Source organism: Neptunicella plasticusilytica, from assembly GCF_047922965.1.
Classification (GTDB): Bacteria; Pseudomonadota; Gammaproteobacteria; order Enterobacterales; family Alteromonadaceae; genus Neptunicella; species Neptunicella plasticusilytica.
In genome coordinates this window covers 2,432,186-2,455,785 of record NZ_CP150481.1, presented here as the reverse complement: position 1 = coordinate 2,455,785, position 23,600 = coordinate 2,432,186, and the positions used below count along the sequence as shown (strand labels likewise).

General features: G+C 46.1%; 22 protein-coding genes and 4 tRNA genes. 12 read left to right on the top strand and 14 right to left on the bottom strand.

Annotation, left to right across the window (positions count from 1 at the left end):
• Positions 1-18: 18 nt before the first annotated feature.
• Positions 19-312, bottom strand: coding sequence for a hypothetical protein (locus tag V1467_RS10965; RefSeq protein WP_416305016.1), 294 nt, complete (start codon positions 310-312; stop codon positions 19-21).
• Between the two features lie 211 nt (positions 313-523).
• Between V1467_RS10965 and V1467_RS10960 the strand changes: the two genes are divergently transcribed.
• A complete protein-coding gene (locus V1467_RS10960; protein WP_416305015.1) occupies positions 524-1,690 on the top strand; it encodes an FAD-dependent oxidoreductase in 1,167 nt (388 codons plus the stop codon).
• A 1-nt stretch (position 1,691) separates the two neighbouring features.
• Here V1467_RS10960 and V1467_RS10955 read toward each other — a convergent pair whose 3' ends face one another.
• The 12 genes from V1467_RS10955 to lolB form a co-directional block, all read right to left on the bottom strand.
• Positions 1,692-3,680 carry a methyl-accepting chemotaxis protein gene (locus tag V1467_RS10955; protein ID WP_416305014.1) on the bottom strand — a complete coding sequence of 663 codons (1,989 nt, stop codon included), beginning with the start codon at positions 3,678-3,680 and terminating at the stop codon, positions 1,692-1,694.
• A 151-nt stretch (positions 3,681-3,831) separates the two neighbouring features.
• On the bottom strand, positions 3,832-5,232 hold the full coding sequence (locus V1467_RS10950; protein ID WP_416305013.1) for an alanine/glycine:cation symporter family protein: 1,401 nt from the start codon (positions 5,230-5,232) through the stop codon (positions 3,832-3,834).
• 150 nt (positions 5,233-5,382) lie between these two features.
• Positions 5,383-5,457: transfer RNA gene (locus V1467_RS10945), tRNA-Gln, on the bottom strand.
• 338 nt (positions 5,458-5,795) lie between these two features.
• Positions 5,796-5,870 (bottom strand) — tRNA-Gln (locus V1467_RS10940).
• Between the two features lie 115 nt (positions 5,871-5,985).
• Positions 5,986-6,070 (bottom strand) — tRNA-Leu (locus V1467_RS10935).
• 15 nt (positions 6,071-6,085) lie between these two features.
• Positions 6,086-6,162 (bottom strand) — tRNA-Met (locus V1467_RS10930).
• 149 nt (positions 6,163-6,311) lie between these two features.
• Positions 6,312-7,403, bottom strand: coding sequence for a redox-regulated ATPase YchF (ychF, locus tag V1467_RS10925; RefSeq protein ID WP_416305012.1), 1,092 nt, complete (start codon positions 7,401-7,403; stop codon positions 6,312-6,314).
• A gap of 24 nt (positions 7,404-7,427) precedes the next feature.
• Positions 7,428-8,012: an aminoacyl-tRNA hydrolase gene (gene pth / locus V1467_RS10920; RefSeq protein WP_416305011.1), complete on the bottom strand. Its 585-nt coding sequence runs from the start codon at positions 8,010-8,012 to the stop codon at positions 7,428-7,430.
• Between the two features lie 17 nt (positions 8,013-8,029).
• A complete protein-coding gene (locus V1467_RS10915; protein WP_416305010.1) occupies positions 8,030-8,665 on the bottom strand; it encodes a 50S ribosomal protein L25/general stress protein Ctc in 636 nt (211 codons plus the stop codon).
• A gap of 209 nt (positions 8,666-8,874) precedes the next feature.
• Positions 8,875-9,822 carry a ribose-phosphate pyrophosphokinase gene (locus tag V1467_RS10910; protein WP_416305009.1) on the bottom strand — a complete coding sequence of 316 codons (948 nt, stop codon included), beginning with the start codon at positions 9,820-9,822 and terminating at the stop codon, positions 8,875-8,877.
• An 80-nt stretch (positions 9,823-9,902) separates the two neighbouring features.
• Positions 9,903-10,766, bottom strand: coding sequence for a 4-(cytidine 5'-diphospho)-2-C-methyl-D-erythritol kinase (gene ispE / locus V1467_RS10905; RefSeq protein WP_416305008.1), 864 nt, complete (start codon positions 10,764-10,766; stop codon positions 9,903-9,905).
• Positions 10,751-11,326 (bottom strand): lipoprotein insertase outer membrane protein LolB, encoded by a 576-nt coding sequence (gene lolB, locus V1467_RS10900; protein ID WP_416305007.1) that lies wholly within the window; start codon positions 11,324-11,326, stop codon positions 10,751-10,753. Before lolB ends, ispE begins: the two co-directional genes overlap by 16 nt.
• A gap of 153 nt (positions 11,327-11,479) precedes the next feature.
• On the opposite strand from lolB, the gene hemA reads away from it, so the two are divergent.
• The 11 genes from hemA to rlmM all read left to right on the top strand — a co-directional run bounded on the left by hemA (position 11,480) and on the right by rlmM (position 21,602).
• Positions 11,480-12,736, top strand: coding sequence for a glutamyl-tRNA reductase (gene hemA / locus V1467_RS10895; protein WP_416305006.1), 1,257 nt, complete (start codon positions 11,480-11,482; stop codon positions 12,734-12,736).
• A gap of 13 nt (positions 12,737-12,749) precedes the next feature.
• Positions 12,750-13,835 (top strand): peptide chain release factor 1, encoded by a 1,086-nt coding sequence (prfA, locus tag V1467_RS10890; protein ID WP_416305005.1) that lies wholly within the window; start codon positions 12,750-12,752, stop codon positions 13,833-13,835.
• The gene (prmC, locus tag V1467_RS10885; protein WP_416305004.1) at positions 13,828-14,673 is read left to right on the top strand and encodes a peptide chain release factor N(5)-glutamine methyltransferase; all 846 of its coding nucleotides are present in this window, start codon (positions 13,828-13,830) and stop codon (positions 14,671-14,673) included. The genes prfA and prmC overlap by 8 nt, the downstream gene beginning before the upstream one ends.
• Positions 14,674-14,733: 60 nt before the next feature.
• Positions 14,734-16,290, top strand: coding sequence for a DUF3369 domain-containing protein (locus V1467_RS10880; protein WP_416305003.1), 1,557 nt, complete (start codon positions 14,734-14,736; stop codon positions 16,288-16,290).
• A gap of 176 nt (positions 16,291-16,466) precedes the next feature.
• The gene (locus tag V1467_RS10875; protein WP_416305002.1) at positions 16,467-16,844 is read left to right on the top strand and encodes a SirB2 family protein; all 378 of its coding nucleotides are present in this window, start codon (positions 16,467-16,469) and stop codon (positions 16,842-16,844) included.
• A gap of 13 nt (positions 16,845-16,857) precedes the next feature.
• Positions 16,858-17,664, top strand: coding sequence for a SirB1 family protein (locus tag V1467_RS10870; protein WP_416305001.1), 807 nt, complete (start codon positions 16,858-16,860; stop codon positions 17,662-17,664).
• Positions 17,665-17,820: 156 nt separating this feature from the next.
• Positions 17,821-18,672, top strand: coding sequence for a 3-deoxy-8-phosphooctulonate synthase (gene kdsA / locus V1467_RS10865; protein ID WP_416305000.1), 852 nt, complete (start codon positions 17,821-17,823; stop codon positions 18,670-18,672).
• Positions 18,673-18,678: 6 nt separating this feature from the next.
• The gene (locus tag V1467_RS10860; RefSeq protein WP_416304999.1) at positions 18,679-19,587 is read left to right on the top strand and encodes a transcriptional regulator GcvA; all 909 of its coding nucleotides are present in this window, start codon (positions 18,679-18,681) and stop codon (positions 19,585-19,587) included.
• Positions 19,574-20,179, top strand: coding sequence for an alpha/beta family hydrolase (locus V1467_RS10855; protein WP_416304998.1), 606 nt, complete (start codon positions 19,574-19,576; stop codon positions 20,177-20,179). Before V1467_RS10860 ends, V1467_RS10855 begins: the two co-directional genes overlap by 14 nt.
• Positions 20,176-20,544 (top strand): DUF423 domain-containing protein, encoded by a 369-nt coding sequence (locus V1467_RS10850; RefSeq protein ID WP_416304997.1) that lies wholly within the window; start codon positions 20,176-20,178, stop codon positions 20,542-20,544. Before V1467_RS10855 ends, V1467_RS10850 begins: the two co-directional genes overlap by 4 nt.
• Positions 20,544-21,602: a 23S rRNA (cytidine(2498)-2'-O)-methyltransferase RlmM gene (rlmM, locus tag V1467_RS10845; RefSeq protein ID WP_416304996.1), complete on the top strand. Its 1,059-nt coding sequence runs from the start codon at positions 20,544-20,546 to the stop codon at positions 21,600-21,602. Before V1467_RS10850 ends, rlmM begins: the two co-directional genes overlap by 1 nt.
• On the opposite strand, the gene V1467_RS10840 is transcribed toward rlmM, so the two are convergent.
• Positions 21,582-23,597, bottom strand: coding sequence for a transglutaminase TgpA family protein (locus V1467_RS10840; protein WP_416304995.1), 2,016 nt, complete (start codon positions 23,595-23,597; stop codon positions 21,582-21,584). The genes rlmM and V1467_RS10840 overlap by 21 nt on opposite strands.
• Between the last annotated feature and the right edge of the window lie 3 nt (positions 23,598-23,600).

Genomic DNA, 23,600 nt, shown 5'->3' with positions numbered 1-23,600 from the left:
CTACGGAAAGGGTCGTGTTTAACGTTCAGATAAGGATGCAAGTTGTTGGTTTTCCGCGCTGCTGAAGCGTTGCATATCCCGCCCAACTTGCTGCACATTGGCCAAGCTGTCCTGCTGTACTGCCAAAGTTAACTGATAATCCAGCTCTTGACTCAAGTGTTGGTATTGTCTTTGTTGTGGATCCTGTTGATTGATAAAGTCATAGCTGAATACATATCTCTGCACTGACTGTGCTGCCGGTTTTTGTTCTATCGCCAACAGCGGATTAACTGAAATGGCGCTGATGATAAAAGTTGCAAATAGGTTTTTCATGGTCTGTCTCTTCTCTGGTTAGAGTGAATGTCCGTGTTCGAGATATAAGTATCGCCAAACGAGCAAAAAGTTGTTTTTCTGATGTAAAAATTTATGTCGGAAAGCCGATTTGGAATCTGCTTGTTACATTCATTTGCATAAATGTTATTGGGCGCGATAATTGGCAGATATATTAGCGATACAGCAAGATTGAATTTTCAGGAAAAAAATAATGCAGCAATATGATATTTTGGTAGTCGGTGGCGGAATGATTGGTGCCACAGTTGCATTAGGGTTGGCCAAGGCAGGGAACAGCGTTGCGGTGATTGAGGCGCGCCTTCCAAAGCCTTACGAGCCAGAACAATCACCGGATCTGCGGGTGTCGGCAATTAGTTTGGCGTCCGAGCAGCTGCTAGCCACTCTTGGGGCTTGGGCTAATATCGAAAATACCCGACTTTGTCCTTACCGCCATTTAGCGGTTTGGGAAGATAGAGCCATGCGCACCAACTTTAGTGCCGCTGATCTGGCTATTGACCATCTAGGCCATATTATTGAAAACAGGCTGGTGCAGGCGGGAGTTATTGATGCGCTAAAAGCTTGTACCAATGCCACTGTCATTAATGCCGAAGTAAGCCGATTTGATTTTAACCAACGTCCGACACTGTATTTAACTGATCAATCTGTGTTGCAAGCAGATTGGTTAATTGGTGCTGATGGAGCCAATTCAGCGGTGCGCACCGCGGCGGAAATCGGGGTGACTGGCTGGCAATATAAACAACAAGCCCTTGGGATTAACATCAAAACTGATGGTGAGCAACAGGATATTACCTGGCAGCAATTTACGCCTGATGGCCCGTTGGCATTTTTGCCTTTGTACGACGGATTTGCTTCACTGGTCTGGTATCACAATGCCGATCAGATCCAATATTTGCAGCAGTTGTCCCATCAACAGCTAAAAAAGGAGATACAAAAGACATTTCCTTCAGAGCTGGTGAACTTTGATATCCTGCAGGTCGCCAGCTTTGCGCTGAACCGCATGCACGCCAATCGTTATTATCAGGGGCGTGTGTTATTGATTGGAGATGCCGCTCATACCATTAATCCGTTAGCAGGACAGGGAGTCAATCTCGGTTTTAAGGATATCAGTTGTTTGCTGGAGCTAATTGACAAAAATGGAATGCCTGGGACGGAGGCAGATATCAATAATTTATTTGATGCTTATCAACGAGGTCGCAGGCATGACAATTTACTCATGAGCAATGGAATGGACCTACTGTATAAAACCTTCAGCAACGATATTGTACCGCTAAAATGGTTACGTAACTCTGTATTGGGGGCAACCAACAAGATTGCCCCGATGAAGCGCCAAATGATGAAATATGCGCTGGGCCTGTCGTAGATTAAACAGCAAATAAACCGGATAACTCTTTAAGCCGCAGGGCTAGCTGACTTTGACTTTGGGCGGTTTCTGCCACCTGATCATTGCTGCTGACGGTCTGTTGAGCTTTTTGTTCGACTTGTAGCACATTACGACTAATTTCTTCATTTACGCTAACTTGTTGCTCTGCTGCAGCGGCTATTTGATCGGTGAGATCATCAATTGTACCGATAGACTGACTCACGTCGGTTAACAGTGTCTCGACATTGCCGGCTTTGGTTACAGCGTCTGCCGCTTTTTGCTGGCTTATTTCCGCCAACTCAAAGGCGCTATTGGCATCAGCTTGTAATGTTGTAATGATCTGTTCGATTTCGTGGGTAGATACCTGCGTCCGTTTCGCCAATGTTCTCACTTCATCAGCAACCACCGCAAAACCTCGTCCTTGTTCGCCAGCCCGTGCAGCTTCTATAGCCGCATTAAGCGCCAATAAATTGGTTTGCTCGGCAATCGCCTTGATGATGTCGATCATTTTGGTAATGTTATTGCTGCTATCGTGCAAATGCGCAATTCGTTGTCCTAAATGAGATACATCATTTGCCAACGAGGCGATAGATTGTCCCGATTCGTCGACAACCTTTTGGCCATGCTCGGTGAGTCTGGTCGCAGAAGCGGCGCTATCCGATGCACTGACAATATTTTGCGCGACATCCCTGGTTGTTGCGACCATTTGCTCAATTGCGGTGGCAATCTGTACGGTCGCCATTTGTTGTTCACTGAGTAAATTCTGGCTCTGTTTAATAGCAGATGAAGTATGCTCGGATGTGGACGCCAGATCAGTTGATGCATGTGCGATTTTTTTGATGGTGTCGCTAAAGACTTCTAGCATGTTGTTCAAATCATCTGCTATTTGGCCCAGATCATTTTGGCTGAACACCTGTGCCCTGACGTTCAACTGGTGTCGGTGCGTCACATTCGACAGTGTACTTGAGATCGAGCGGACCTGTTTGTTTAGTAAATTCAGGATTAGGAATGTACACAAACCTAGTGCGATAAGCAGTGTTACGACAATTAATGCATTGCTAATCAGACTGCCTTGCGCTTGTGATTTTAGCTCGTTGGTCTTGTTCAATATTTGTTGGTTGAGAAAATCTTCAACTCGCTTGAGAAAATTGATTCGACGTGTTGCTTGTTCGAACCAATAGGTACTGTCCACCTTGAAAGGACCTGTGTTGGCATTATCAATCGCAACTTGCCTGAGTCTTTTAACTTCATCTATTGCTGAATCATTCATGGTATCAACCATAAACTGTTTGGCCGATTGGTCCGCAAACGCTTCGAACTGGTGAGTGTAGGTATCCTGTTCATTGATCAAATTCAGGAATTTAACAAACAGGCCGGGACTAAACTGATTGGTAGCAAAAACATTGGCCAGCACAGCTCGTTCTATTCCAGCCCTTTCTTTTGCCTGAAGAAAGTTGTCGTAAGCAATAATAAGCTGATTGATTTGGGCATTATGACTTTGTTTGGCTATGTGGGTGGCAATGACCAGCAAGTGCTTGTTTAGATTGGTGTAGTAGGCGAGAGCAGAATTGAGTGGCATATCCAGTGCATCTATTCGTTGTCGATTGGATGTTAGACGGGTGAGCTCATCACTGACCTTGTTCAGGCTGTCCTTCAGGACCGGCTGGTTAATAAAAGACAGAGTAGCGAGATAAGTGTTTCTGGCATTTATTGCCCTGTCTGTTGATTGTCTTTGTTCGATTAATGATTGCCTGAATTGAGTCCCGTTAGACCCCAAAAAACCGGCTGTATTACCGCGCTCTTTTTGTAATTCATGTACCAGTGAAGAATTCATGGAGGCAAGCTGGATATGTTTGGTGAGGGTATCCATTTGTTGGGCGAAGGTCAGCTTACCGGCCAGATCATTGCCAGCGAAGAGAATGTAGCCGACAAGAGGAATAATGATTAACAGGAGAAGCTGTTGTTTAAATGATAACTTGCCAAGTAGCATGCCGTTTTCCACCCAATCCGTAACCAGAAAACATCTAACTCACTGCGGCGGGCCGTACAACCTAGTGAGGAGCTCGAATTGTTAGTGTAGTTTAATTTAAATAAGTCACTGATATTTCAGTGACTTATTTAAACTTAACAGACGAGTTACCTTACCAGATACCCGATTCGGTATTGCCCTGTATCGGGCATTGGCCGGTTTTATATTCAGGCGTGTCACCTTTGTCTCGTGACGCAAAATAGTCTTTGGTGATGGATACAATAGTCGGAGTTAGCCAGATAATGGCGATAACATTAATCACAGTCATTAAACCCAGCGCCACATCAGCCATGACCCATACACGGGGCAGGGAGGCTGAAGAACCCCACAACACCATAATCAGGTAAGCGGCAGTAAAACCAATCCGGCCCATTTTATTATCCATTTTGAACATATGCAGATTGGATTCCGCATAGGCGTAATTGGCGACCACCGAACTGAAAGAAAACAAACAAATCGCCGCAGCAACAAAATCACTGCCGCCGGCTCCTAAATGGAAGGTCATAGCATCCTGGGTCATGCGGATCCCTTCCATCTGTTGTTCGGCCCCGCCGCCAGCCAACAATATTATAAAGGCTGTGCAACTGCATAAAATAATGGTGTCGATAAATACCCCAAGCATTTGTACCATACCCTGGGATACCGGATGGTTAGGATAGGGGGTTGCTGCTGCGGCCGCTTGCGGGACGCTGCCGGACCCGGCTTCATTCGAATATAACCCCCTTTTTACACCATGTTGGATTGCTGCACCTATTGTGCCACCAGCCGCTTCATTAATACCAAACGCTGAGGTAACGATGTTATATAACACGCCAGGAATGGCGTCGAGATTCCATAAAGTAATGGCCAGGGTGACCAGTACATATCCCAATCCCATAAAGGGGACTATTAACTGTGAAAAATTGGCGATACTGCGCAATCCACCCACCACGATAATGCCGGCAATAGTTGCAATCACAATACCTGAATATAGAGGAGGAAAGTCATAGGCGTGATTAAGTGCATCGGTAATCGAATTAGCCTGTACCGAGCTGAAGATCAGGCCATAACCTAAAAAAATACACAGCGAGAATGCAATCGCCAACCAGCGTTTATTTAAACCTTGCTGAATATAATAAGCGGGGCCACCACGAAATTCGCCATGATCATCGCGAATTTTATATAGTTGGCCTAATGCACTTTCGGCAAAACCTATTGCCATACCAAGCAGGGCGATAACCCACATCCAGAAAATAGCGCCGGCACCACCGACTGAGATTGCTACTGCCACACCGGCCAGATTACCGGTACCCACTCGCGCTGACAGGCTGGTACACAAAGCACCAAAAGAACTTATGCCGGATTTACCACCTTGGGTACTGCCACGCATAACACTGAACATATGGCCAAAGTAGCGAAACTGGATAAAGTCCAATTTAAGGGTGAACCATACACCTGCGGCAATAAGCATAACGAGTAACACATAGTAGTCCCAGAGCAGGGTATTGATGAGGGCAAAAATTTGATCAAACAAAACGGATCCTTAAACGGCGTGATTTTAATTCTTATTGGAAATAGATAATGTCTTTTACAGCAAGGACTGTCCAGTGACAATTAACGATAAAGTGGATTGCAACAGAAATAAAAACGCCCACTTATAGTGGGCGTTTTTATCCATTTAAAATGGCTGGGGTAGCTGGATTCGAACCAACGCATGACGGGATCAAAACCCGTTGCCTTACCGCTTGGCGATACCCCAATTGTTCGTTGCAGAGTTTTCACTAAAAGGAGCTTCTCAATTTATGAGTACGGGTTTTGATTTCCCGTTACCTTTTGGCGATGCTCTATTTGTCCATTTAGAGCTTTAACGCTAAAGGTTTCTCATGTGATGAGAAGGGTTTTGATTTCCCGTTACCTTTTGGCGATGCTCTAGTTGTCCATTTAAAGATTTAACGCTAAAGGTTTCTCATGTGATGAGAAGGGGTTTTGATTACCCATTGCCTTTTGGCGATACCCCAGTTTTTTAAGAGGCCAAAAATCTCTTCAATACTGTTTAGATATTAAGAATAAACGATGCTTATCCGTAAATCTAGAATATGGCTGGGGTAGCTGGATTCGAACCAACGCATGACGGGATCAAAACCCGTTGCCTTACCGCTTGGCGATACCCCAATTGTTCCTTGCAGAGTTTTCACTAAAAGGCGCTTCTCAATATATGAGTACGGGTTTTGATTTCCCGTTGCCTTTTGGCGATGCTCTAATTTTTTAAATGCTAAGCATTTAAAAATGGTGCGGAAGGAGAGACTTGAACTCTCACGCCCTAAGGCACTGGAACCTAAATCCAGCGTGTATACCAATTTCACCACTTCCGCATTGTTATGCTCGAATGGTGGCTACGGCGAGATTTGAACTTGCGACCCCAGCATTATGAGTGCTGTGCTCTAACCAACTGAGCTACGTAGCCATTCGAGAGGCGCGTATTATGCTCATCTGCCTAAGGGTCGTCAACCCCTTTTTTGGCGTAAAATGTCTGACTGGCTAGTATCTGCGCAACTGCTATGGGCAGGTATAAAAAAGCCCACTAAAAAGTGGGCTCGGCTGTTTGTTTTGTGATCACACATTAAACCGGAAGTGGATGACATCGCCGTCTTTAACAATATATTCCTTGCCTTCCAACCGCCATTTACCGGCATCTTTGGCACCTTGTTCACCCTTAAATTCGACATAATTATCGAAACCGATAATTTCTGCACGAATAAAACCTTTCTCGAAATCGGTATGGATTTTACCCGCCGCTTGCGGCGCAGTGGAACCTTCAGGATAAGTCCAGGCACGCACTTCCTTAACACCTGCGGTAAAGTAGGTTTTTAGGTTTAGTAATTCATAACCACCACGGATAACCCGGTTTAGACCCGGCTCTTCCAGCCCCATTTCATCCAGAAATTCCTTTTTGTCGGCATCATCCAACTCGGCAATCTCTGACTCGATGGCAGCACACACGGCAACAACGACTGCATTTTCTTGTTCGGCAATAGCCCGAACCTGATCGAGATAAGGATTGTTGTCGAAGCCGTCTTCATTAACATTGGCAATGTACATAATAGGTTTGAGCGTCAGCAGATTCATATAGCTGATCGCAGCTTTCTCTTCCTTGCTAAGATCCATTGCACGTAGCAGATGGCCTTCATTAAGTTGGGGAACCAGCTTTTCCAGTACTTTAAGCTCAAACTTGGCATCGGCGTCACCACTCTTGGCCCGTTTGCCTACACGAAGAATGGCTTTTTCAACGCTATCCAAGTCGGCCAGGGCCAATTCAGTATCAATGACTTCGATGTCTTGCCTGGGATCAACTTTACCTGCAACGTGCACAATATTATCATTTTCGAAACAGCGAACGACGTGACCAATGGCATCGGTTTCACGAATATTGGCCAAAAATTTGTTGCCCAGACCTTCGCCTTTGGAAGCGCCTGCAACCAGCCCGGCAATATCGACAAATTCCATAGTGGTGGGTATAACCCGTTGTGGATTGACAATTTTTGCCAATGCATCAAGACGCAAATCAGGCACAGGTACCACGCCGGTATTCGGCTCGATGGTGCAAAAAGGAAAGTTGGCCGCTTCGATGCCGGCTTTGGTTAACGCATTAAACAGGGTTGATTTACCTACATTAGGCAAACCCACAATGCCACATTTAAAACCCATTTCTGTTTCCTCTTAATTAAATTGCTATTCAGCTTTAAAACTGTGCAAACGGTTCATCGCCATTGTCATGCCATCTTTCAGCAGTATCTCTGTGCAACGTACCGCTTCGTCGATCGCGGCTTCTATTTGTTGTTGTTCGTTTTGTGGTGCTTTTCCCAATACATATCCGGTAACCTGGGATTTATGTCCGGGATGACCAATGCCAATCCGTAATCGATGGAAATTTTTGTTGTTCGCCATTTTGCTAACGATATCGCGAATACCGTTCTGACTCGAACTACCACCTGTTTTTAATTTTGCTACTCCCGGAGGTAAATCCAGTTCATCAAAAGCGACCAGAATGTTTTGTGCGGGAATGCGATAAAAGTTGGCTAGTTTGGCAACAGGTTGACCACTTAAATTCATATAAGTGGTAGGGATCATTAAACGGACTTCTTGGTTGTTGATGTAAGCGCGACTCGTCCGGGCCAAAAATTTGTTTTCTACTGCTAATGGAGCGTTGTAATGACGGGAGAGTGCTTCAACATACCAGGAACCGGCATTATGACGAGTGTGTTGATATTCGGGGCCTGGATTACCCAGGCCCACGATAAGTTTAATATCAGACAAAAGTGTTGCCTTTAAACTTATTCTTCAGTGGCTTGTTCGCCTTCATCTTCGGCGTCGTCAGCAGTTGTGCCTTTGGCCACTTTAACAGTAACGACAGCCTGGTCATGGCCTTCACCTTTAGCTAATTCAACCAGAGTAACGCCTTTAGGCATGGTTAAATCAGATAAGTGCAGAGTCTGGCCTAATTCGATGTTAAGCAAATCAACTTCGATAAACTCAGGCAAGTTCTTCGGCAAACAGGTGATTTCTACGTCAGCCATATGGTGTTCAGCGTGACCACCGTGAACTTTGATTGCATCCGCTTTATTTTCATTAATGAAGTGTAAAGGAATGTGAGTCGTAACAGCTTGTTTGGCATCAACACGCAAAAAGTCGATATGGGTGACTTTCGGCTTGAACGGGTGACGTTGCATGTCTTTTACCAGAGCTTCAACTTTCTTGCCGGCGATATTCAAGGTTAATACGTGTGAATAGAAGGCTTCGAAATCTTGGGCCTGGATAACTTTATCGTGATCCAGAGTTAAAGAAACGGCTTCTTTACCCGCTCCGTATAGGATCGCAGGTACTTTGTTCTCATGACGTAGGCGGCGGCTCGCACCTTTCCCCAAGTCTGTACGAACTTCTGCGTCCAGATTAAAAATTGCTTCAGGCATAAATTACTCCAAAAAAATGAATGTTGTGTGCTTTTGCGACCAAAGCCCACATGAGTCCCTAAAAAAGGGCGGCGAATTCTACCATTAGGTTATTTTTATAACAAGATGAAAGGGCGGGTATTTGTTATAAAAATGCCGCTAGATTTAGCGGCATTTTTATTATCTTTAATAAGCTCTTCTTTCGGCAAGCTCATGATGAACGGATCATCTTAATATTCAAACATAGCCGAAATGGATTCTTCGTTACTCACCCGGCGAATGGCTTCGGCCAGCATATTCGACAAGGTTAACTGGCGAACATTAGGTAACGCCTTTATTTCCGGGCATAGCGGGATACTGTCGGTGACAATAAATTCATCAATGACCGAATCGATAATATTTTGTTTGGCGTTACCGGAGAATATAGCATGAGTCGCGTAGGCGAATACTCGTTTGGCACCATGTTCTTTCAATGCCGCTGCCGCTTTACACAAGGTGCCGCCGGTATCAATCATGTCGTCAACGATAATACAATCGCGATCCTGTACGTCACCGATTATGTGCATTACCTGGGCAACGTTAGCTTTGGGACGACGTTTATCGATAATGGCCAAGTCCACATCGTTCATCAATTTAGCCAATGCTCGTGCACGCACCACACCACCAATATCCGGTGAAACCACTACCGGGTTATGGAATTCACGGTTACGCATATCTTCCAGCAGTATGGGGGTACCGAAAGCATTGTCGACCGGTACATCAAAAAAGCCCTGAATTTGCTCTGCGTGCAAATCGATAGTCAAGACCCGATCAACACCAACGTTAGACAAAAAGTCGGCGACGACTTTAGAAGTAATAGGAACTCGCGCGGAACGCACGCGTCTATCCTGACGGGCATAACCGAAATAGGGAATAACCGCAGTAATACGACCGGCTGAGGCTCGGCGTAACGCATCGATCATTACGATCAATTCCATCAAATTGTCGTTGGTCGGAGCACAAGTGGATTGGATAATAAAAACATCTGAACCACGTACATTTTCGTGGATTTCTACGCTGATTTCACCGTCGCTGAAACGTCCTACGCTGGCGTGGCCAAGCTTGGTATAAAGTCGGTCAGCCACTTTCTGGGCGAGTTCTGGTACTGCATTACCAGCAAAAAGTTTCATATCTGGCACTATATAGCCCTCGGAGGTGAAATTGAAATAATGGCTAGGTCTTGGGGTACCCAGTTGTTCGTTTAGCCAGTAGCATGTGGTTAATTTGACTGATTTTTCAGCGTTGCTAGCAATTCATGTAATGGCGAACGATTAACGCCTTGAGCTACAAAGCCGGAAAATTCGGCCGGAAGTTGTTCTAAACAAGTTCTGGCGGAAATTTCATCATCAAATATAGCAAACACACATGCGCCTGTGCCTGTCATCCTCGACGGCGCGTATTCTATCAACCAGTTAAAGGCTTTTGCAACAGCAGGCTGCAGGCTAAAAACCAAATTTTGGCAGTCGTTCCGGGTTGACGTGAAGGTGTATTGGTTAGCATTTATGACAGTGGTGTTACGGGGTAACTCGGCTGCAGCGAATATTTCAGCGGTGCTAATATGGCAATTGGGGCTGACAACCAAATAGTATTTTTTTTGCTGGGGCATGGGAGTCAATTTTTCCCCGACGCCTTCGGCAAACGCGGTATAACCTTCAGTAAAAACAGGTACATCAGCACCGAGCTTCAAGCCAATTTGGGCCAGTTCTTTCATTGAAAAGTCCAGTCCCCATAAATAATTAAGCGCGACCAATGTGGTCGCCGCATTTGAGGAACCACCGCCAATGCCACCGCCCATCGGCAGTTTTTTTTCTAACCAGATGTCTGCGCCCAGGGGGCAACCAGACCATTGTTTTAGCGCAGTAGCGGCTCTCATCACCAGATTGTCCTGGTCTGCAACACCCGCGATCGGCGTCATCAGTTTTAATTGTGGATCGGCTGTGATCGCAAACTTTAATGTATCGCCGTAATCCAGTAACTGAAATAAACTCTGCAACTGATGATAACCATCAGCGCGTCGCCCGGTGATATGTAGAAACAGGTTCAGTTTGGCCGGTGACGGCCATGCTATTAATTCAGTTGCCATTGATTAATTCTTAAGATGATTTTGCGTTGTTGTTTTTGCAGCCGCACTTCGTGGGGAAGGGCCAGATGACTAACGGCCTGGTAATGACTGTAGTCAACCCGCCAGCCCTGATAAATTAGCTGCTCAACCCAACCAGCAGTGGCCAGGGTAACCTGTTCTTTGCCGGTTGACTGACCCTTGATCCAGGTGCTCAGTTGTTTGACCGGAATATGCCAACCGGTGAGTTTATCCAGTAACTCGGTCGCGTTGGGCGCGGTATAATATTCATTGTCCATTTCTAGCGTGGCGTTCTGTTTTTGTTGTTGTAAATGTAAAATACTGGTGCCGATAAAAGTACGTAAATCCAGATTGAAGGTGCCGGGTTGCTGCTGCCAGCTAAAATTGGCGCTGTGTTTTTCCTTGCCATCGATGTAAGCCATTCGACCATCAATTTGCCAGTGGGTTAACTGGGAAAGTTGCTGCTGATGGAGCTGACTTTCAACCGATTCTGCCGGCAGATTGGGGCGACTACTACAGGCACCCAGTAGCAAGACAAGCAGAAAAGAAATAGTAAATTTCATAGGATTCTTGTTATTTAAACTTTGCGATATGGGAACACAGTGTGACCGATGCTTTCAATAGTTTTAGCTTTTACGTACAATGCGGCGCTGAATTGGGGTCAGACTGTCTGATTCAAATCCCGGACACCTTTCAATAGCATAACGACAAGTTGCATGAGTCTTATTGTACTAGGAATTAACCATAAAACTGCCCCGGTTGAAATAAGAGAAAAAGTTTCTTTTTCCACTGAGCAGCTGATCGAGGCATACCGTAGCTTGCATCAAAGCACAGGCTGTCTGGAATCTGTGATCCTGTCTACCTGCAATCGCACCGAAATATACTGCTATACAGAACAGCAAGCAGACAACTTGTTAGTGCAGTGGTTGGCCGAATATCACCAACTCGATGTTGAACAGCTGAACAACGTTAGTTATCTGCACCAGGAGCAGCAGGCGATTACCCATGTGATGCGGGTGGCAAGCGGCCTGGATTCGATGGTGTTGGGTGAGCCACAGGTGCTGGGGCAGCTTAAACAGGCATTTTCCAGCGCCAAAAATACCGGTAATGTCGGTTCCAATTTTGAACGACTGTTCCAGCAAAGTTTTTCTATTGCCAAGAAAGTCCGTTCGGATACCGATATTGGTGCCAATTCAGTGTCGGTGGCTTATTCTGCGGTACAACTGGCAAAACATATTTTCGGTTCGTTGCAGCACAGTCATGTGTTGTTGATCGGGGCAGGAGAAACTATTGAGCTGGTTGGACGCCATTTAAAAGAACAACAAGTCAGCCGAATAACGGTAGCGAATCGAACCATTAGCCGCGGCAAGGAAGTGGCCGAACCGCTGCAAGCTGATGTGATAACCCTTGCTCAGGTACCCAACTATTTAAGTGGTGCAGATATTGTGATTACCTCGACCGCCAGCCAATTACCTATATTGGGTAAGGGGGTTGTTGAGAGGGCGTTACGGGATCGGCGCCAGAAACCTATGTTTATGGTGGATTTAGCGGTGCCGCGGGATATTGAGCCGGAAGTATCGGAACTCAATGACGCTTATCTGTACAGCGTCGATGATTTGCAGCAAATCATCGAACAGAATATGGCGAATCGGCAGGAGGCGGCTGCCGAAGCAGAAAAAATGATTGCCCAGCAGGTCGAGCACTATATGCAGTGGAACCGTTCTCTGGATTCCATTGATGTATTGCGCGAATATCGTGAGCAAAGCGAACAGATCAAGAAAAAATTGCAGGAAAGGGCATTAAACCAGTTACTGGATGGGCAAAGCCCGGAACAAATTATTCTGGAACTGGCGAATAAATTAACCAATAGCCTTATTCACGCACCAACCAAAGCGATTAAGCAGGCGGCCGAGCAGGCCGACCATCAGGGCGTGAGTAAAATTCGCGGTATTCTGGGGCTGGATACCGACTAAATTCAGGAACAATATGAAAGACTCTGTTATTCGTAAATTGGAATCTCTACTTGAACGTTTTGAAGAAGTTCAGGCATTGCTTAGCGATCCTGCTGTTATCTCCAATCAGGACCGGTTCAGAAATTTATCCAAGGAATATGCCCAGCAAGAACCGACAGTAAAATGTTTTCGCGCCTATCAACAGTCGCAACAGGATTTGCAATCTGCGCGGGAAATGCTGAATGAAAATGATGCCGAGATGCAACAAATGGCTAAGGAAGAATGTGCCCTGGCCGAGCAACAAATTGAACAACTTGAAACTGAATTACAGATCCTGTTGCTACCTAAAGATCCCAATGATGACCATAACTGCTTTATGGAAATTCGCGCCGGGGCCGGTGGGGACGAAGCAGCCATCTTTGCTGGTGATTTATTCCGCATGTATAGCCGTTATGCTGAAACGCAACGCTGGAAGCTGGAAATTATCAGTGCCAACCATGGGGAACATGGTGGCTACAAAGAGATCATTGTCAATGTGGCTGGGGAGGGTGCTTACGGTATATTGAAATTTGAATCCGGTGGTCACCGGGTTCAACGTGTACCGGAAACTGAATCTCAGGGGCGCATCCATACCTCGGCCTGTACCGTTGCGGTTTTGCCTGAAGTCCCCGAATCCGAGGCGATTGAAATTAATGCCGGTGATTTAAGGATTGATACCTTTCGCGCCAGTGGCGCCGGTGGTCAGCACGTTAACAAAACCGATTCAGCCATTCGCTTAACCCACATTCCGACCGGTTTGGTGGTGGAATGTCAGGATGAACGTTCTCAGCATAAAAACCGCGCCAAGGCCATGTCGGTGCTGCAGGCCAGATTAAATCAAATGGAACAGGATAAACGTGATGCGCAAGAAGCCTCGACACGTAAAAGCCTGGTAGGCAGTGGAGATCGCTCCGAGCGGATCCGAACCTATAATTTTCCGCAGGGACGTGTCACCGATCATCGCATCAATTTGACCTTATATAAGCTGGATGAAGTGATTGAAGGTGACTTGAATGCCATCTTTGAACCTATCCGACAAGAACATCAGGCCGATTTATTAGCTACTTTGGCTGATGACTGATATTCAATCTGCGTTAGGCTGGGCCAGGGCCGAGCTTGGCGAAGTCGAAAATCCGGGCTTAGAGGCGAGCATTTTGTTGTGTCATTGTTTGCAATGTGAAAGTGTCTATTTGCATACCTGGCCGGAAAAAAAAATCGAAACCTCACTGCTTGATCAGTATCGGCAACTTGTCAATAAACGCAAAACCGGTCAGCCGGTGGCTTATCTGCTCGGCTATCGCGATTTCTGGACCTTACGTTTACAAGTTTCCCCCCATACATTAATTCCCCGAGCCGAAACTGAGTTACTGGTTGAACAGGCTCTGGGATTAGATTTGCCAAAAAACGCCAAGGTGCTGGATTTGGGGACAGGAACAGGAGCGATTGCACTGGCGCTGGCCAGCGAAAAACCACAATGGCAGGTGACAGCGGTGGATTTTAAGTCTGAAGCGGTGGAGCTGGCTCGACAAAATGCAGTGATTAACCAGTTGCACCAAGTGACAATACTGCAAAGCAACTGGTTTAGCGCGCTGGCTGAAAATAAATTTGATCTAATTGTATCCAACCCTCCCTATGTTGAAACTGACAGTCCCTGGTTGAAACAGGGCGATGTGCGTTTCGAGCCTTCGTCGGCGTTAACTTCCGGAAAAGACGGGCTGGATGATATCCGTCATATCGCCGAAGCATCCGCAAACCATTTGTGTTTAAACGGCTTTATCCTGCTGGAGCATGGTTATCAGCAACAAAGTGCAGTGCATAAGATATTGGAAAATAAAGGATTCTCATCTATACATTGTATTAAAGATCTGGCAAATTTAGACCGAGCAACGATTGCACAATATCGTCAAGCTGTGGTTTGAATAGGATGTTGTAACACTGTTTGCCAGCTCAAGCTCTTTTAATTTGCGGAGGATGTACGGGTGTCAGACGATTTTTTGTTTGCAGACGAGGAAGAAGAACAGGTACTGGAAGATCGCAGTAATTGGAAAATTTTGATCGTTGACGATGAACCGGAGATCCATACCGTTACCAAACTGGCATTAAGCGATTTTCATTTTCAGGAAAAAGGACTGGAATTTGTCAGTGCCTATTCCGGTGAAGAAGCCAGGCAGGCGTTCCGAGATCATCATGATATAGCCATTGTGTTGTTGGATGTAGTGATGGAATCCGACCATGCCGGGCTGGAAGTGGCCAAATATATCCGTGAAGAATTACACAATAACTACACCCGCATTATTCTGCGTACCGGTCAGCCTGGACAGGCACCGGAACGCGACGTCATTATCAATTACGATATCAATGACTATAAATCCAAAACAGAATTAACCGCGCAAAAACTGTTTACTGTCATTATTTCTACCTTGCGTTCTTACCGCGATATTGTAGTCATCGATGAAAATCGCCAGGGGCTGGAAAAGATTATCCGCGCGTCGGCCGATTTGTTCAGTCTGCGTTCGCTGGAACAGTTTATTGAAGGGATTGTTCAGCAATTATCGTCTTTACTGGGGGGAACAGAAGACGCTGTGTATATGACCTCGGCAGTGGCAGGACCGGTGCCCATAGAAGACGTGGACTCGATTGAATATTTTGTATTTTCCGGTTGTGGCGAATATAGCCGTTTTGAAGGTAAACGATTAAATGATGTGATGTCCGGCGCACGGTTGGAAAGTTGCAAGAATGCGCTGATTAAAAAGAATATTGTTTATGGCGATGACCATGTTGTGGCCTTTTGCAATAGCAAGTTCCAGCGTGGTGCGTTGTTGTATATGTCCGGCCTACCAAGAAAACTCAGTGAACTGGATAAAAATATGATTGAGCTGTTTGCCCAGAATGTGCAAATTGCTTTTGACAATGTGTTATTGGCCAAAGATATTGAAGATACCCAAAAAGAAGTTATCGAAAGACTGGGTCAGGCCATAGATGAACACGCGGTGCATAAAAGCAATCACGTTAAGCGGGTGATTGAAATTGCCGATTTGCTCGGAGTGGAATATGGCTTGAGTGAAGATGAGCTGAAAACACTGCGCGTGGCGGTACCATTGCATGATGTGGGCAAACTGGGATTGCCGGAGCATATTATGCGTAAGCCCGGTGAACTGAATGCCGAAGAAAAAGAAGTGGCGCATAGCCATGCTGAACTGGGTTATGAGTTATTGAAAAATTCTCAACGACCGGTGATCCAGACTGCCGCCTTAATCGCGCGTGATCATCACGAACATTGGGATGGTACCGGCTATCCTCAAGGATTGAAGGGCGATGAAATCAACATTTTCAGCCGTATCACCGGTTTAGCTGACGTATATGACGTACTGCGCAGTCGTCGGTGTTACAAAGAATCCTGGTCAGCAAAGGATGCACAAAAATACATTCAGGACCAAAAAGGCAAGCAGTTTGACCCTGAACTGGTGGATTTGTTTATGCTGCATATTGAACGGATAGAAGCCATAGTTGAACAATACGCGGATACTATCGACTAGCAGGAACAACAAACCTGTTTTAAATTAAGTTAAGTTTCAGACGCTTAGTTCAAATGGTTTATTGAGTCCTCGATTTTGCGGGCTACAGGCTTTAAAGTAGCGCGCAAACAGGGGCGTGTTGTATTGCAATTTCACCCAATAACAATAATTAGCAAAGCTTGTAGTCGGGAATTTTCATGTATTTATTCTTTAAGCACCTGCATATGACCTTGGCGGTCGTCAGCATTTTTTTGTTTATTTTACGTTTTATCTGGCTCAATCGTCGTTCCGCTATGTTAGCTAAAAAAATCGTAAGAATAACGCCACATATTATCGACACTTTTTTACTCTTAACCGCATTCACCTTATGTGTGCTGATTTCACAATATCCGCTAGTGGATAACTGGCTGACTGAAAAAGTTTTGTTGTTAATCGGTTATATTCTGTTTGGTGTGCTGGCACTTAAACCCTCGCATTCGGGGCCGGTGCGTTGGGGCAGTTTTATCATGGCGATGCTGTGTATAGCGCTGATCCTGAAACTGGCAGTAACAAAACAACCCTACCTGCTATCCTGAGTCGCGCTAATCCATGACAACCACATTATTACAGTTAGTCGAACTGGATGATCCTATTCACGCTGCATTACATATTGCCAAACTATTCAATCCCGATATGGATGTTGACTATTATCGCACCGAATTGGCAGCGCGAGTCAATGAAAGCCGCAATAGGGTAACCGCTTGCGAGAATACATTACGCAACTTTAAACAGTTTCTACAAAGCTTTTATACCGAGCAACTTTTTACCCCGGGTAATAGCGAGAATGTGGCATCCAGATTGTGCCTGATTGATCAGGTACTGGATTTTCGTAGCGGCATTTCGGTCAGCCTAGCCATTATTGTCAGCCACATCGCTACTCGGCTGGGGTTTGATGTCAAGGGCATCAACTTTCCCGGTCATTTTTTATTGTCACTCGAGTTAGCGCACCAACGCCGCTATTTTATCGACCCTTTAACCGGCCATTTTCTAACCTATCAACAACTCGAGTCATTATATACGGTGCTAACCGATGAAGAGGAAATGGAAGCGGAGCAACTTGAGTTTTCTTCTACCCGCAGTACTGTCATCCGTTTGCTTAACAACTTGAAAGTGGCGTTTATGGATGAACAAAAGTACGCTCAGGCTTTGCATTGTGTGGATATGCTGATCGAACTTTGTCCTGATGATCCTTATGAGCGCAGGGACAGGGGCTTTTTATTGCACCAATTGCAATGTTTTCAGGTTGCCTTGGCTGATTACAAGTATTTTATCCGACAATGTCCCAAAGATCCGGCTGCCCAATTGTTAAAATTACAGTTACGTCATATTGAGCCTATACCTGTTGTATTGCACTAACAGTGGAGCCTGGTTTACCAGGACTCCGGCTCTTTATTGCCGGATTTTGACTCAGACCCTATACCAAATTTCAATTGTGTTGGTTAAACGTATTATCCAGAGCCCGGTTTAATCGGGTATGATATGCCAATATTTTGTCTTGAGAGGAAGTTGGGAATGAATAATCAACAGTTGATTGATGTCGCTGGCCGACAGGTAGCCAATAATCAGCCTTTTGTATTGTTTGGTGGCATGAATGTGCTGGAGTCCAGGGACTTGGCCATGCGGATTGTCGAACACTATAAAACGGTAACTGAAAAGCTGGGTATTCCTTACGTATTTAAAGCGTCTTTCGACAAAGCCAATCGCTCATCAGTTAACTCCTACCGCGGTCCTGGTATGGAAGAAGGGCTGAAAATCTTCGCCGATATCAAAGCTGCGTTTGATGTACCACTGATTACCGATGTGCATGAACCCTGGCAAGCTGCACCCGTCGCCGAAGTGGTTGATGTGATTCAGCTACCGGCGTTTTTAGCTCGCCAAACCGATTTGGTCGTGGCGATGGCCAAAACCGGTGCGGTGATCAATGTTAAAAAACCGCAGTTTTTAGCTGCCCATGAGATGCGGCATATTATTAACAAGTTTATCGAAGCAGGAAACGACAGAATTATTTTATGTGAGCGAGGCTCCTGTATGGGGTATAACAATCTTGTTGTCGATATGCTGGCGATGGACGAAATGACTCATATGGCTCCCGTTATTTTTGACGCTACCCACGCCTTGCAGCGTCCCGGTGGACGTGAGGATTCGGCTGATGGTCGTCGTGCGCAGGCTGCGCAGCTTGCTCGCAGCGGTATGGCGTTAGGCATTGCCGGGTTATTTATCGAAGCTCATCCGGATCCAAATCAGGCAAAATGCGATGGGCCCTGTGCATTGCAGCTGGATAAGCTGGAGCCGTATTTAGCACAGATGAAAGCTATCGACGATTTGGTCAAAAGTTTCGCTCCACTGGACACTAGCGCGTCGTAATTCATTATGGCGCAACGTTTACCTCCGTTAAATTCGCTGCGGGCGTTTGAGTCTGCTGCCCGGCACTTGAGCTTTACTCGTGCCGCTGAGGAATTGTATGTCACTCAGGCGGCGGTAAGCCATCAAATCAAGACGCTGGAAGAGCATCTGGGAATTAAGCTGTTTTTACGTAAAAACCGCAGTTTATTGCTGACCGAAGAGGGGCAGGGCTATTTCCTGGATATCAAGGACGTATTTGCCAGTTTGCATGATGCTACTCAACGTTTATTAGCCCGCGGAGCTAAAGGTACGATTACTGTTAGCCTCCCGCCCAGTTTTGCCGCGCAGTGGCTGGTGCCAAGGATCCACGATTTTAGCAAGTTGCATCCCGATATTGATGTGCGGATCAAAGCCGTTGATTTTGACGAAGGTTTTTTAACCGATGATGTGGATGTGGCGATATATTATGGACGTGGCAAATGGCCGGGATTGTATAGCGAAAAGTTGCATACTGAATTCCTGACGCCCATGTGTTCTCCATTGCTGTTTCAAAATGGTAAGCCGTTAGCGACACTGGATGATTTACGCCATCACAATCTGTTGCATGATAATTCCCGGCAAGGCTGGAAAGACTGGATCCGCTACTTTGATGTCAAAGGCGTGAATGTTAATCATGGACCTATTTTCAGCCATTCTATGCTGGTGTTGCAGGCGGCTGCTATTGGCCAGGGGGTCGCACTGGGGCATAGTATACTGGCCCGCCCCGACATTGCCGCCGGAAGGTTGATTTGTCCGTTTAGCGAAAAACTGGTCAGCCGCAATGCTTATTATTTTGTGTGTCATCAAACCCAGGCTGAACTGGGCAAAATTGTCATTTTCCGGGACTGGTTGCTCAGTCAAGTGGTACAGGAACAGGATACATATGGTATCGAGTAGTCAGCCTTTTGCCGAATTGATCCTTGCGCATGGAGCAGGCGCAGGTATGCACAGTGAATTTATCCAGGATATTGCAGCCCGCTTGACAGCACTGGGCATTTTGGTGAATTGCTTTGATTTTCCCTATATGCAAACCATGCAGCAAAGTGGTAAACGTCGTCCACCGGACAGAATGCCCATTTTGCAACAGGCATTTATCAAACAGGTTCAACAACGGACCAGCGGGTTACCCCTGTTTATTGGCGGCAAATCGATGGGGGGAAGGGTGGCCAGCATGATCCTAGGTGAGGTGCCTGCCGTGGCCGGAGTTTGTCTGGGTTATCCTTTCCATCCACCAGGCAAACCGCAGAAATTACGCACCGAACATCTATTTGAATTAACCAAGCCGTTGCTGGTTGTGCAAGGTGCGAAAGATAGCTTTGGGCGCGCCAGCGAAATAACGGATTATAAATTGCCGGATAATGTCCGGTGTCAAATCCTGGCGGCTGGCGATCACAGTTTTAAGCCGAGTAAAACCAGCGGTTATAGCCATGCCGAGCATATGGATACGGCCGCCGGATTTATCCACCAGTTTATTCAGGAACAATTATGAACCGATATTTAGCCGTCGCCGCTTTTCTGGCCTTTATTGCCGTGGTGGCCGGTGCCTTTGGTGCACATGGTTTGAAAACCATTCTGTCGGCAAGTGAATTGAGCAGTTGGCAAACGGCAGTGCGTTTCCAGTTTTTCCATTGTTTGGGCGTGATTTTACTGGTGATCCTGTATCGTCAGCAAACCGATAGATTATTGCGCTGGTCTGCCAATTTTATGTTGGCCGGTATGCTGTTATTCAGTGGCAGTATCTATTTATTGTTATTAACCGGTATCAAATGGCTTGGACCGGTAACGCCAATTGGTGGGCTGTGTTTGATGATTAGCTGGCTGATATTGGTTGTCAGTAGTGTCAGGAAAAACTGATGGCGGGTGTATTGTTGTACTGTCGAGCCGGATTTGAAAATGATCTGGCCAATGAAATCCAGCATAAAGCGGCTGAGTATCAGTGTTACGGTTTTGTCAAAACTAAGGCTAACTGTGGTTATGTACGTTTTGATTGTTATCAGGCAGAAGATGCCCAAAAGCTCGTTCAGCAATTACCCCTAGATGAACTGGTGTTCGCCCGCCAATTTTTTGCCTTTGGCGAGTACTTTGAACAACTGGATCCGCAAGATCGTATCGGACCTTTGTTACAGGCCAGTGAAGAATTTCCCCAATGCGGTGATTTGCGCGTTGAATATGCCGATACCAGCGAGGGCAGGGAATTATCCAAGTTCTGCAAAAAGATTACGGTGCCGCTACGTCAGGCATTGCGTAAAAAAAATAAATTAAGCAAAGATACCCACACGGGCAAACCTGTTCTGCATGTGTTTTTTGTCAGCGGTCAAAGTGCATTTATCGGTATAAGTTTTCCGAGCAATAATTCACCGCTACCTTTGGGAATCTTACGCCTCAAATTTCCGGCACAGGCGCCCAGTCGTTCGACTTTAAAGCTGGAAGAAGCCATTCATCTATTTTTAACCAGACAAGAACAGCAGCAGCGCTTTTTGCCCGGTATGCATGCTGTTGATCTGGGCGCTTGTCCCGGTGGCTGGACTTATCAGCTAGTGCAGCGCGGACTCTTTGTTCAGGCCATCGACAATGGCTTGATGGCTGAATCCTTGATGGATACCGGTCAGGTCAAACACTTTCAGGAAGACGGTTTCAAGTATCGACCAAAGAAGAAAAACGTCCACTGGCTGGTATGTGACATGATTGAAAAGCCGGACAAGGTGGCGCGGTTAATCGCGCAATGGGTTAAACAAGGTGATTGCAAGGAAGCTATCTTTAATCTGAAACTACCGATGAAACGCCGTTTTGAAACCTGGTTGCAGGCACGCGATATTATTCAGCAAGAACTCGGTTCACAGTCGTATCAGCTAAAAGCCAAACATTTGTATCATGACAGAGAAGAAATTACCCTACACCTTCGTTTGCTTTAGGGCTTTTTTGAGTTTACTCAGTTGCTTTCGTAAGTCCTGATTATTGCTACTGTTAAGTTGCGCATACTGGTACTGAATAAAATGCTCGGTTATTTGCGCAAAAGGTTCGGCAATATCCGCTGGGTGAGTTTGCTGCACTTGTTGTTTAAAATCATTGGGTCCCTGGCCGGGATGACGAAGTATCTGCCGCTGAGCTAACAGTTTGATGGCCTGATGGTATAAACGCAGCACAGGTTCGCCGCGGGACGGCAACCAGCTTTTCCAATGATAGAGTGCAATCAGGCCAGCTAAACCGAGCAAGGATAAAAAAGTGAAGATGGCAATGCGGCCAGGCTGTAAATTGCCTAGTAGCTGTTTGAGCATATCCTGCTGGCGTTGTTGATTAAATCCCAGCACCCAACGACTCCACAGATAATCCATTTCGGCCAATGTCAGTCTGATATTGTTCAGCCACTGAATAGACTTCATTTTGGCCAGACTAAACCCCTGTTCGGTCAGAAACGTATTTTCGTAAGCCACCGCTTGTTCCAGTCCATATAACAGCCGCTCTGGGGAGACGACTGCCGTGGGATCATATCTTACCCAGCCCTGGTCTTCTTGCCAGGCTTCGACCCATGCATGGGCGTCGTATTGATAAATGCTCAGATAATTGCCTTCATGCACTTCACCACCCAGATAACCGGTAACCATGCGGGCGGGTATATTGGCCAGTCGCAATATATAAGCCATAGCGCTGGCATAATGAGCGCAGAAGCCGGCCCGGTAATCAAACAAAAAACGATCGACCATGTTTTCAGGCATTAACTCAGGGCGCAAGGTATAGCGGAATGATTGTTGTTTGAAATAACGCAGAACCGCATCAATAAAGGCCTGATCCTGGCCATATTGCTGGCGTAGCTGTTTGACCCAATCGATAGTGCGGGGATTACCTGAATCCGGTAATTGTAAATTAAGCTGCAGGTCAAATGTCAGCCTGCCCTGATCGAGCGGCATCTGATACCAGGATTGCACCTCATATTGCATCTTATTTTGTACAGGCTGCTTGCTAAGTAGCTGGTAGTCGGGACTTTGCCAAACTCGGCGATCATGACTTTGTCCCACATCCAGAGCATATAGCCAGCGCTGAAATGTTGGTTCGGCTATCACACTGTATTTATAGGACGGGCCGGTAGTAACGGGCTGAAAAGATTGATTGGCGCGTCTTAAGCGCTCCTGCTGTTTGATCCGTTGCGGGGCAACCTGCCAACTATGGCCATCAAATTGTTCCATGACAATAGTTCGCCAATAGCGTTGCTCTACGGGGGGGATGGATTGCTCAAAGCTGGCCCTGAAGGCCAAGTCGCCGGATTGGGCAATATGGGACAGATCGCCCGGATTGACCTTATCCGACAAGCCGGTTTTGGCGCCGTTTAAATTGGGCATTTGCCATAATGGACCTATTTGGGGCAGTAACAGAAATAGCACTAAAGCGATAGGCAAAGCCTGCAGTGACATCTTGATAACGGTGCCCATTTGCTGTTTAAGTGGCAGGGTTGGACTGAAATAACAGGCCAGTGAAATAACAATGATCAGGGTCTGGATCAGGTAAAACAGGGTAAAACCAATATTCTGATAAAAAATAAAGCCGCAGCCAATTAAAAAAAGCACCACAATGATCAGTTGAAAATAATCTTTTTGATTGCGTAATAACATTAGCTTGAGCGAAATCGCCAACACCAGCAAGTTGGTCATCGCCAGCAGCAGTCCCAATTGCCAACCGAACCAGGCGAGCGTCAGCGCGCTCAGGACAGCCAGCAGATTAAGGGTACGGATGGATACTGTTTGTTTTTGCCAGTGAAAAATAAGGGCTAGACGCATCAGGCAGGCTATGATGGCCAGACCGCTAATCCAGCTCAGGATTGATTCAAACAAAGACAATGCAGTAAACAAGAAGGCTAGCGTTAACATTAAATGGGCGCGATTGATGCCTGGTGGTGGGCTAGGGGGTAAAATCATCGG

What these genes read in the sequence shown, in the direction of transcription:
- V1467_RS10965 (WP_416305016.1), bottom strand. Translation starts at nt 312, where the DNA reads ATGAAAAACCTATTTGCAACTTTTATCATCAGCGCCATTTCAGTTAAT.
- V1467_RS10960 (WP_416305015.1), top strand. Translation starts at nt 524, where the DNA reads ATGCAGCAATATGATATTTTGGTAGTCGGTGGCGGAATGATTGGTGCC.
- V1467_RS10955 (WP_416305014.1), bottom strand. Translation starts at nt 3,680, where the DNA reads ATGCTACTTGGCAAGTTATCATTTAAACAACAGCTTCTCCTGTTAATC.
- ychF (WP_416305012.1), bottom strand. Translation starts at nt 7,403, where the DNA reads ATGGGTTTTAAATGTGGCATTGTGGGTTTGCCTAATGTAGGTAAATCA.
- V1467_RS10915 (WP_416305010.1), bottom strand. Translation starts at nt 8,665, where the DNA reads ATGCCTGAAGCAATTTTTAATCTGGACGCAGAAGTTCGTACAGACTTG.
- ispE (WP_416305008.1), bottom strand. Translation starts at nt 10,766, where the DNA reads ATGGCAACTGAATTAATAGCATGGCCGTCACCGGCCAAACTGAACCTG.
- lolB (WP_416305007.1), bottom strand. Translation starts at nt 11,326, where the DNA reads ATGAAATTTACTATTTCTTTTCTGCTTGTCTTGCTACTGGGTGCCTGT.
- hemA (WP_416305006.1), top strand. Translation starts at nt 11,480, where the DNA reads ATGAGTCTTATTGTACTAGGAATTAACCATAAAACTGCCCCGGTTGAA.
- prfA (WP_416305005.1), top strand. Translation starts at nt 12,750, where the DNA reads ATGAAAGACTCTGTTATTCGTAAATTGGAATCTCTACTTGAACGTTTT.
- prmC (WP_416305004.1), top strand. Translation starts at nt 13,828, where the DNA reads ATGACTGATATTCAATCTGCGTTAGGCTGGGCCAGGGCCGAGCTTGGC.
- V1467_RS10875 (WP_416305002.1), top strand. Translation starts at nt 16,467, where the DNA reads ATGTATTTATTCTTTAAGCACCTGCATATGACCTTGGCGGTCGTCAGC.
- V1467_RS10870 (WP_416305001.1), top strand. Translation starts at nt 16,858, where the DNA reads ATGACAACCACATTATTACAGTTAGTCGAACTGGATGATCCTATTCAC.
- kdsA (WP_416305000.1), top strand. Translation starts at nt 17,821, where the DNA reads ATGAATAATCAACAGTTGATTGATGTCGCTGGCCGACAGGTAGCCAAT.
- V1467_RS10860 (WP_416304999.1), top strand. Translation starts at nt 18,679, where the DNA reads ATGGCGCAACGTTTACCTCCGTTAAATTCGCTGCGGGCGTTTGAGTCT.
- V1467_RS10855 (WP_416304998.1), top strand. Translation starts at nt 19,574, where the DNA reads ATGGTATCGAGTAGTCAGCCTTTTGCCGAATTGATCCTTGCGCATGGA.
- V1467_RS10850 (WP_416304997.1), top strand. Translation starts at nt 20,176, where the DNA reads ATGAACCGATATTTAGCCGTCGCCGCTTTTCTGGCCTTTATTGCCGTG.
- rlmM (WP_416304996.1), top strand. Translation starts at nt 20,544, where the DNA reads ATGGCGGGTGTATTGTTGTACTGTCGAGCCGGATTTGAAAATGATCTG.
- V1467_RS10840 (WP_416304995.1), bottom strand. Translation starts at nt 23,597, where the DNA reads ATGATTTTACCCCCTAGCCCACCACCAGGCATCAATCGCGCCCATTTA.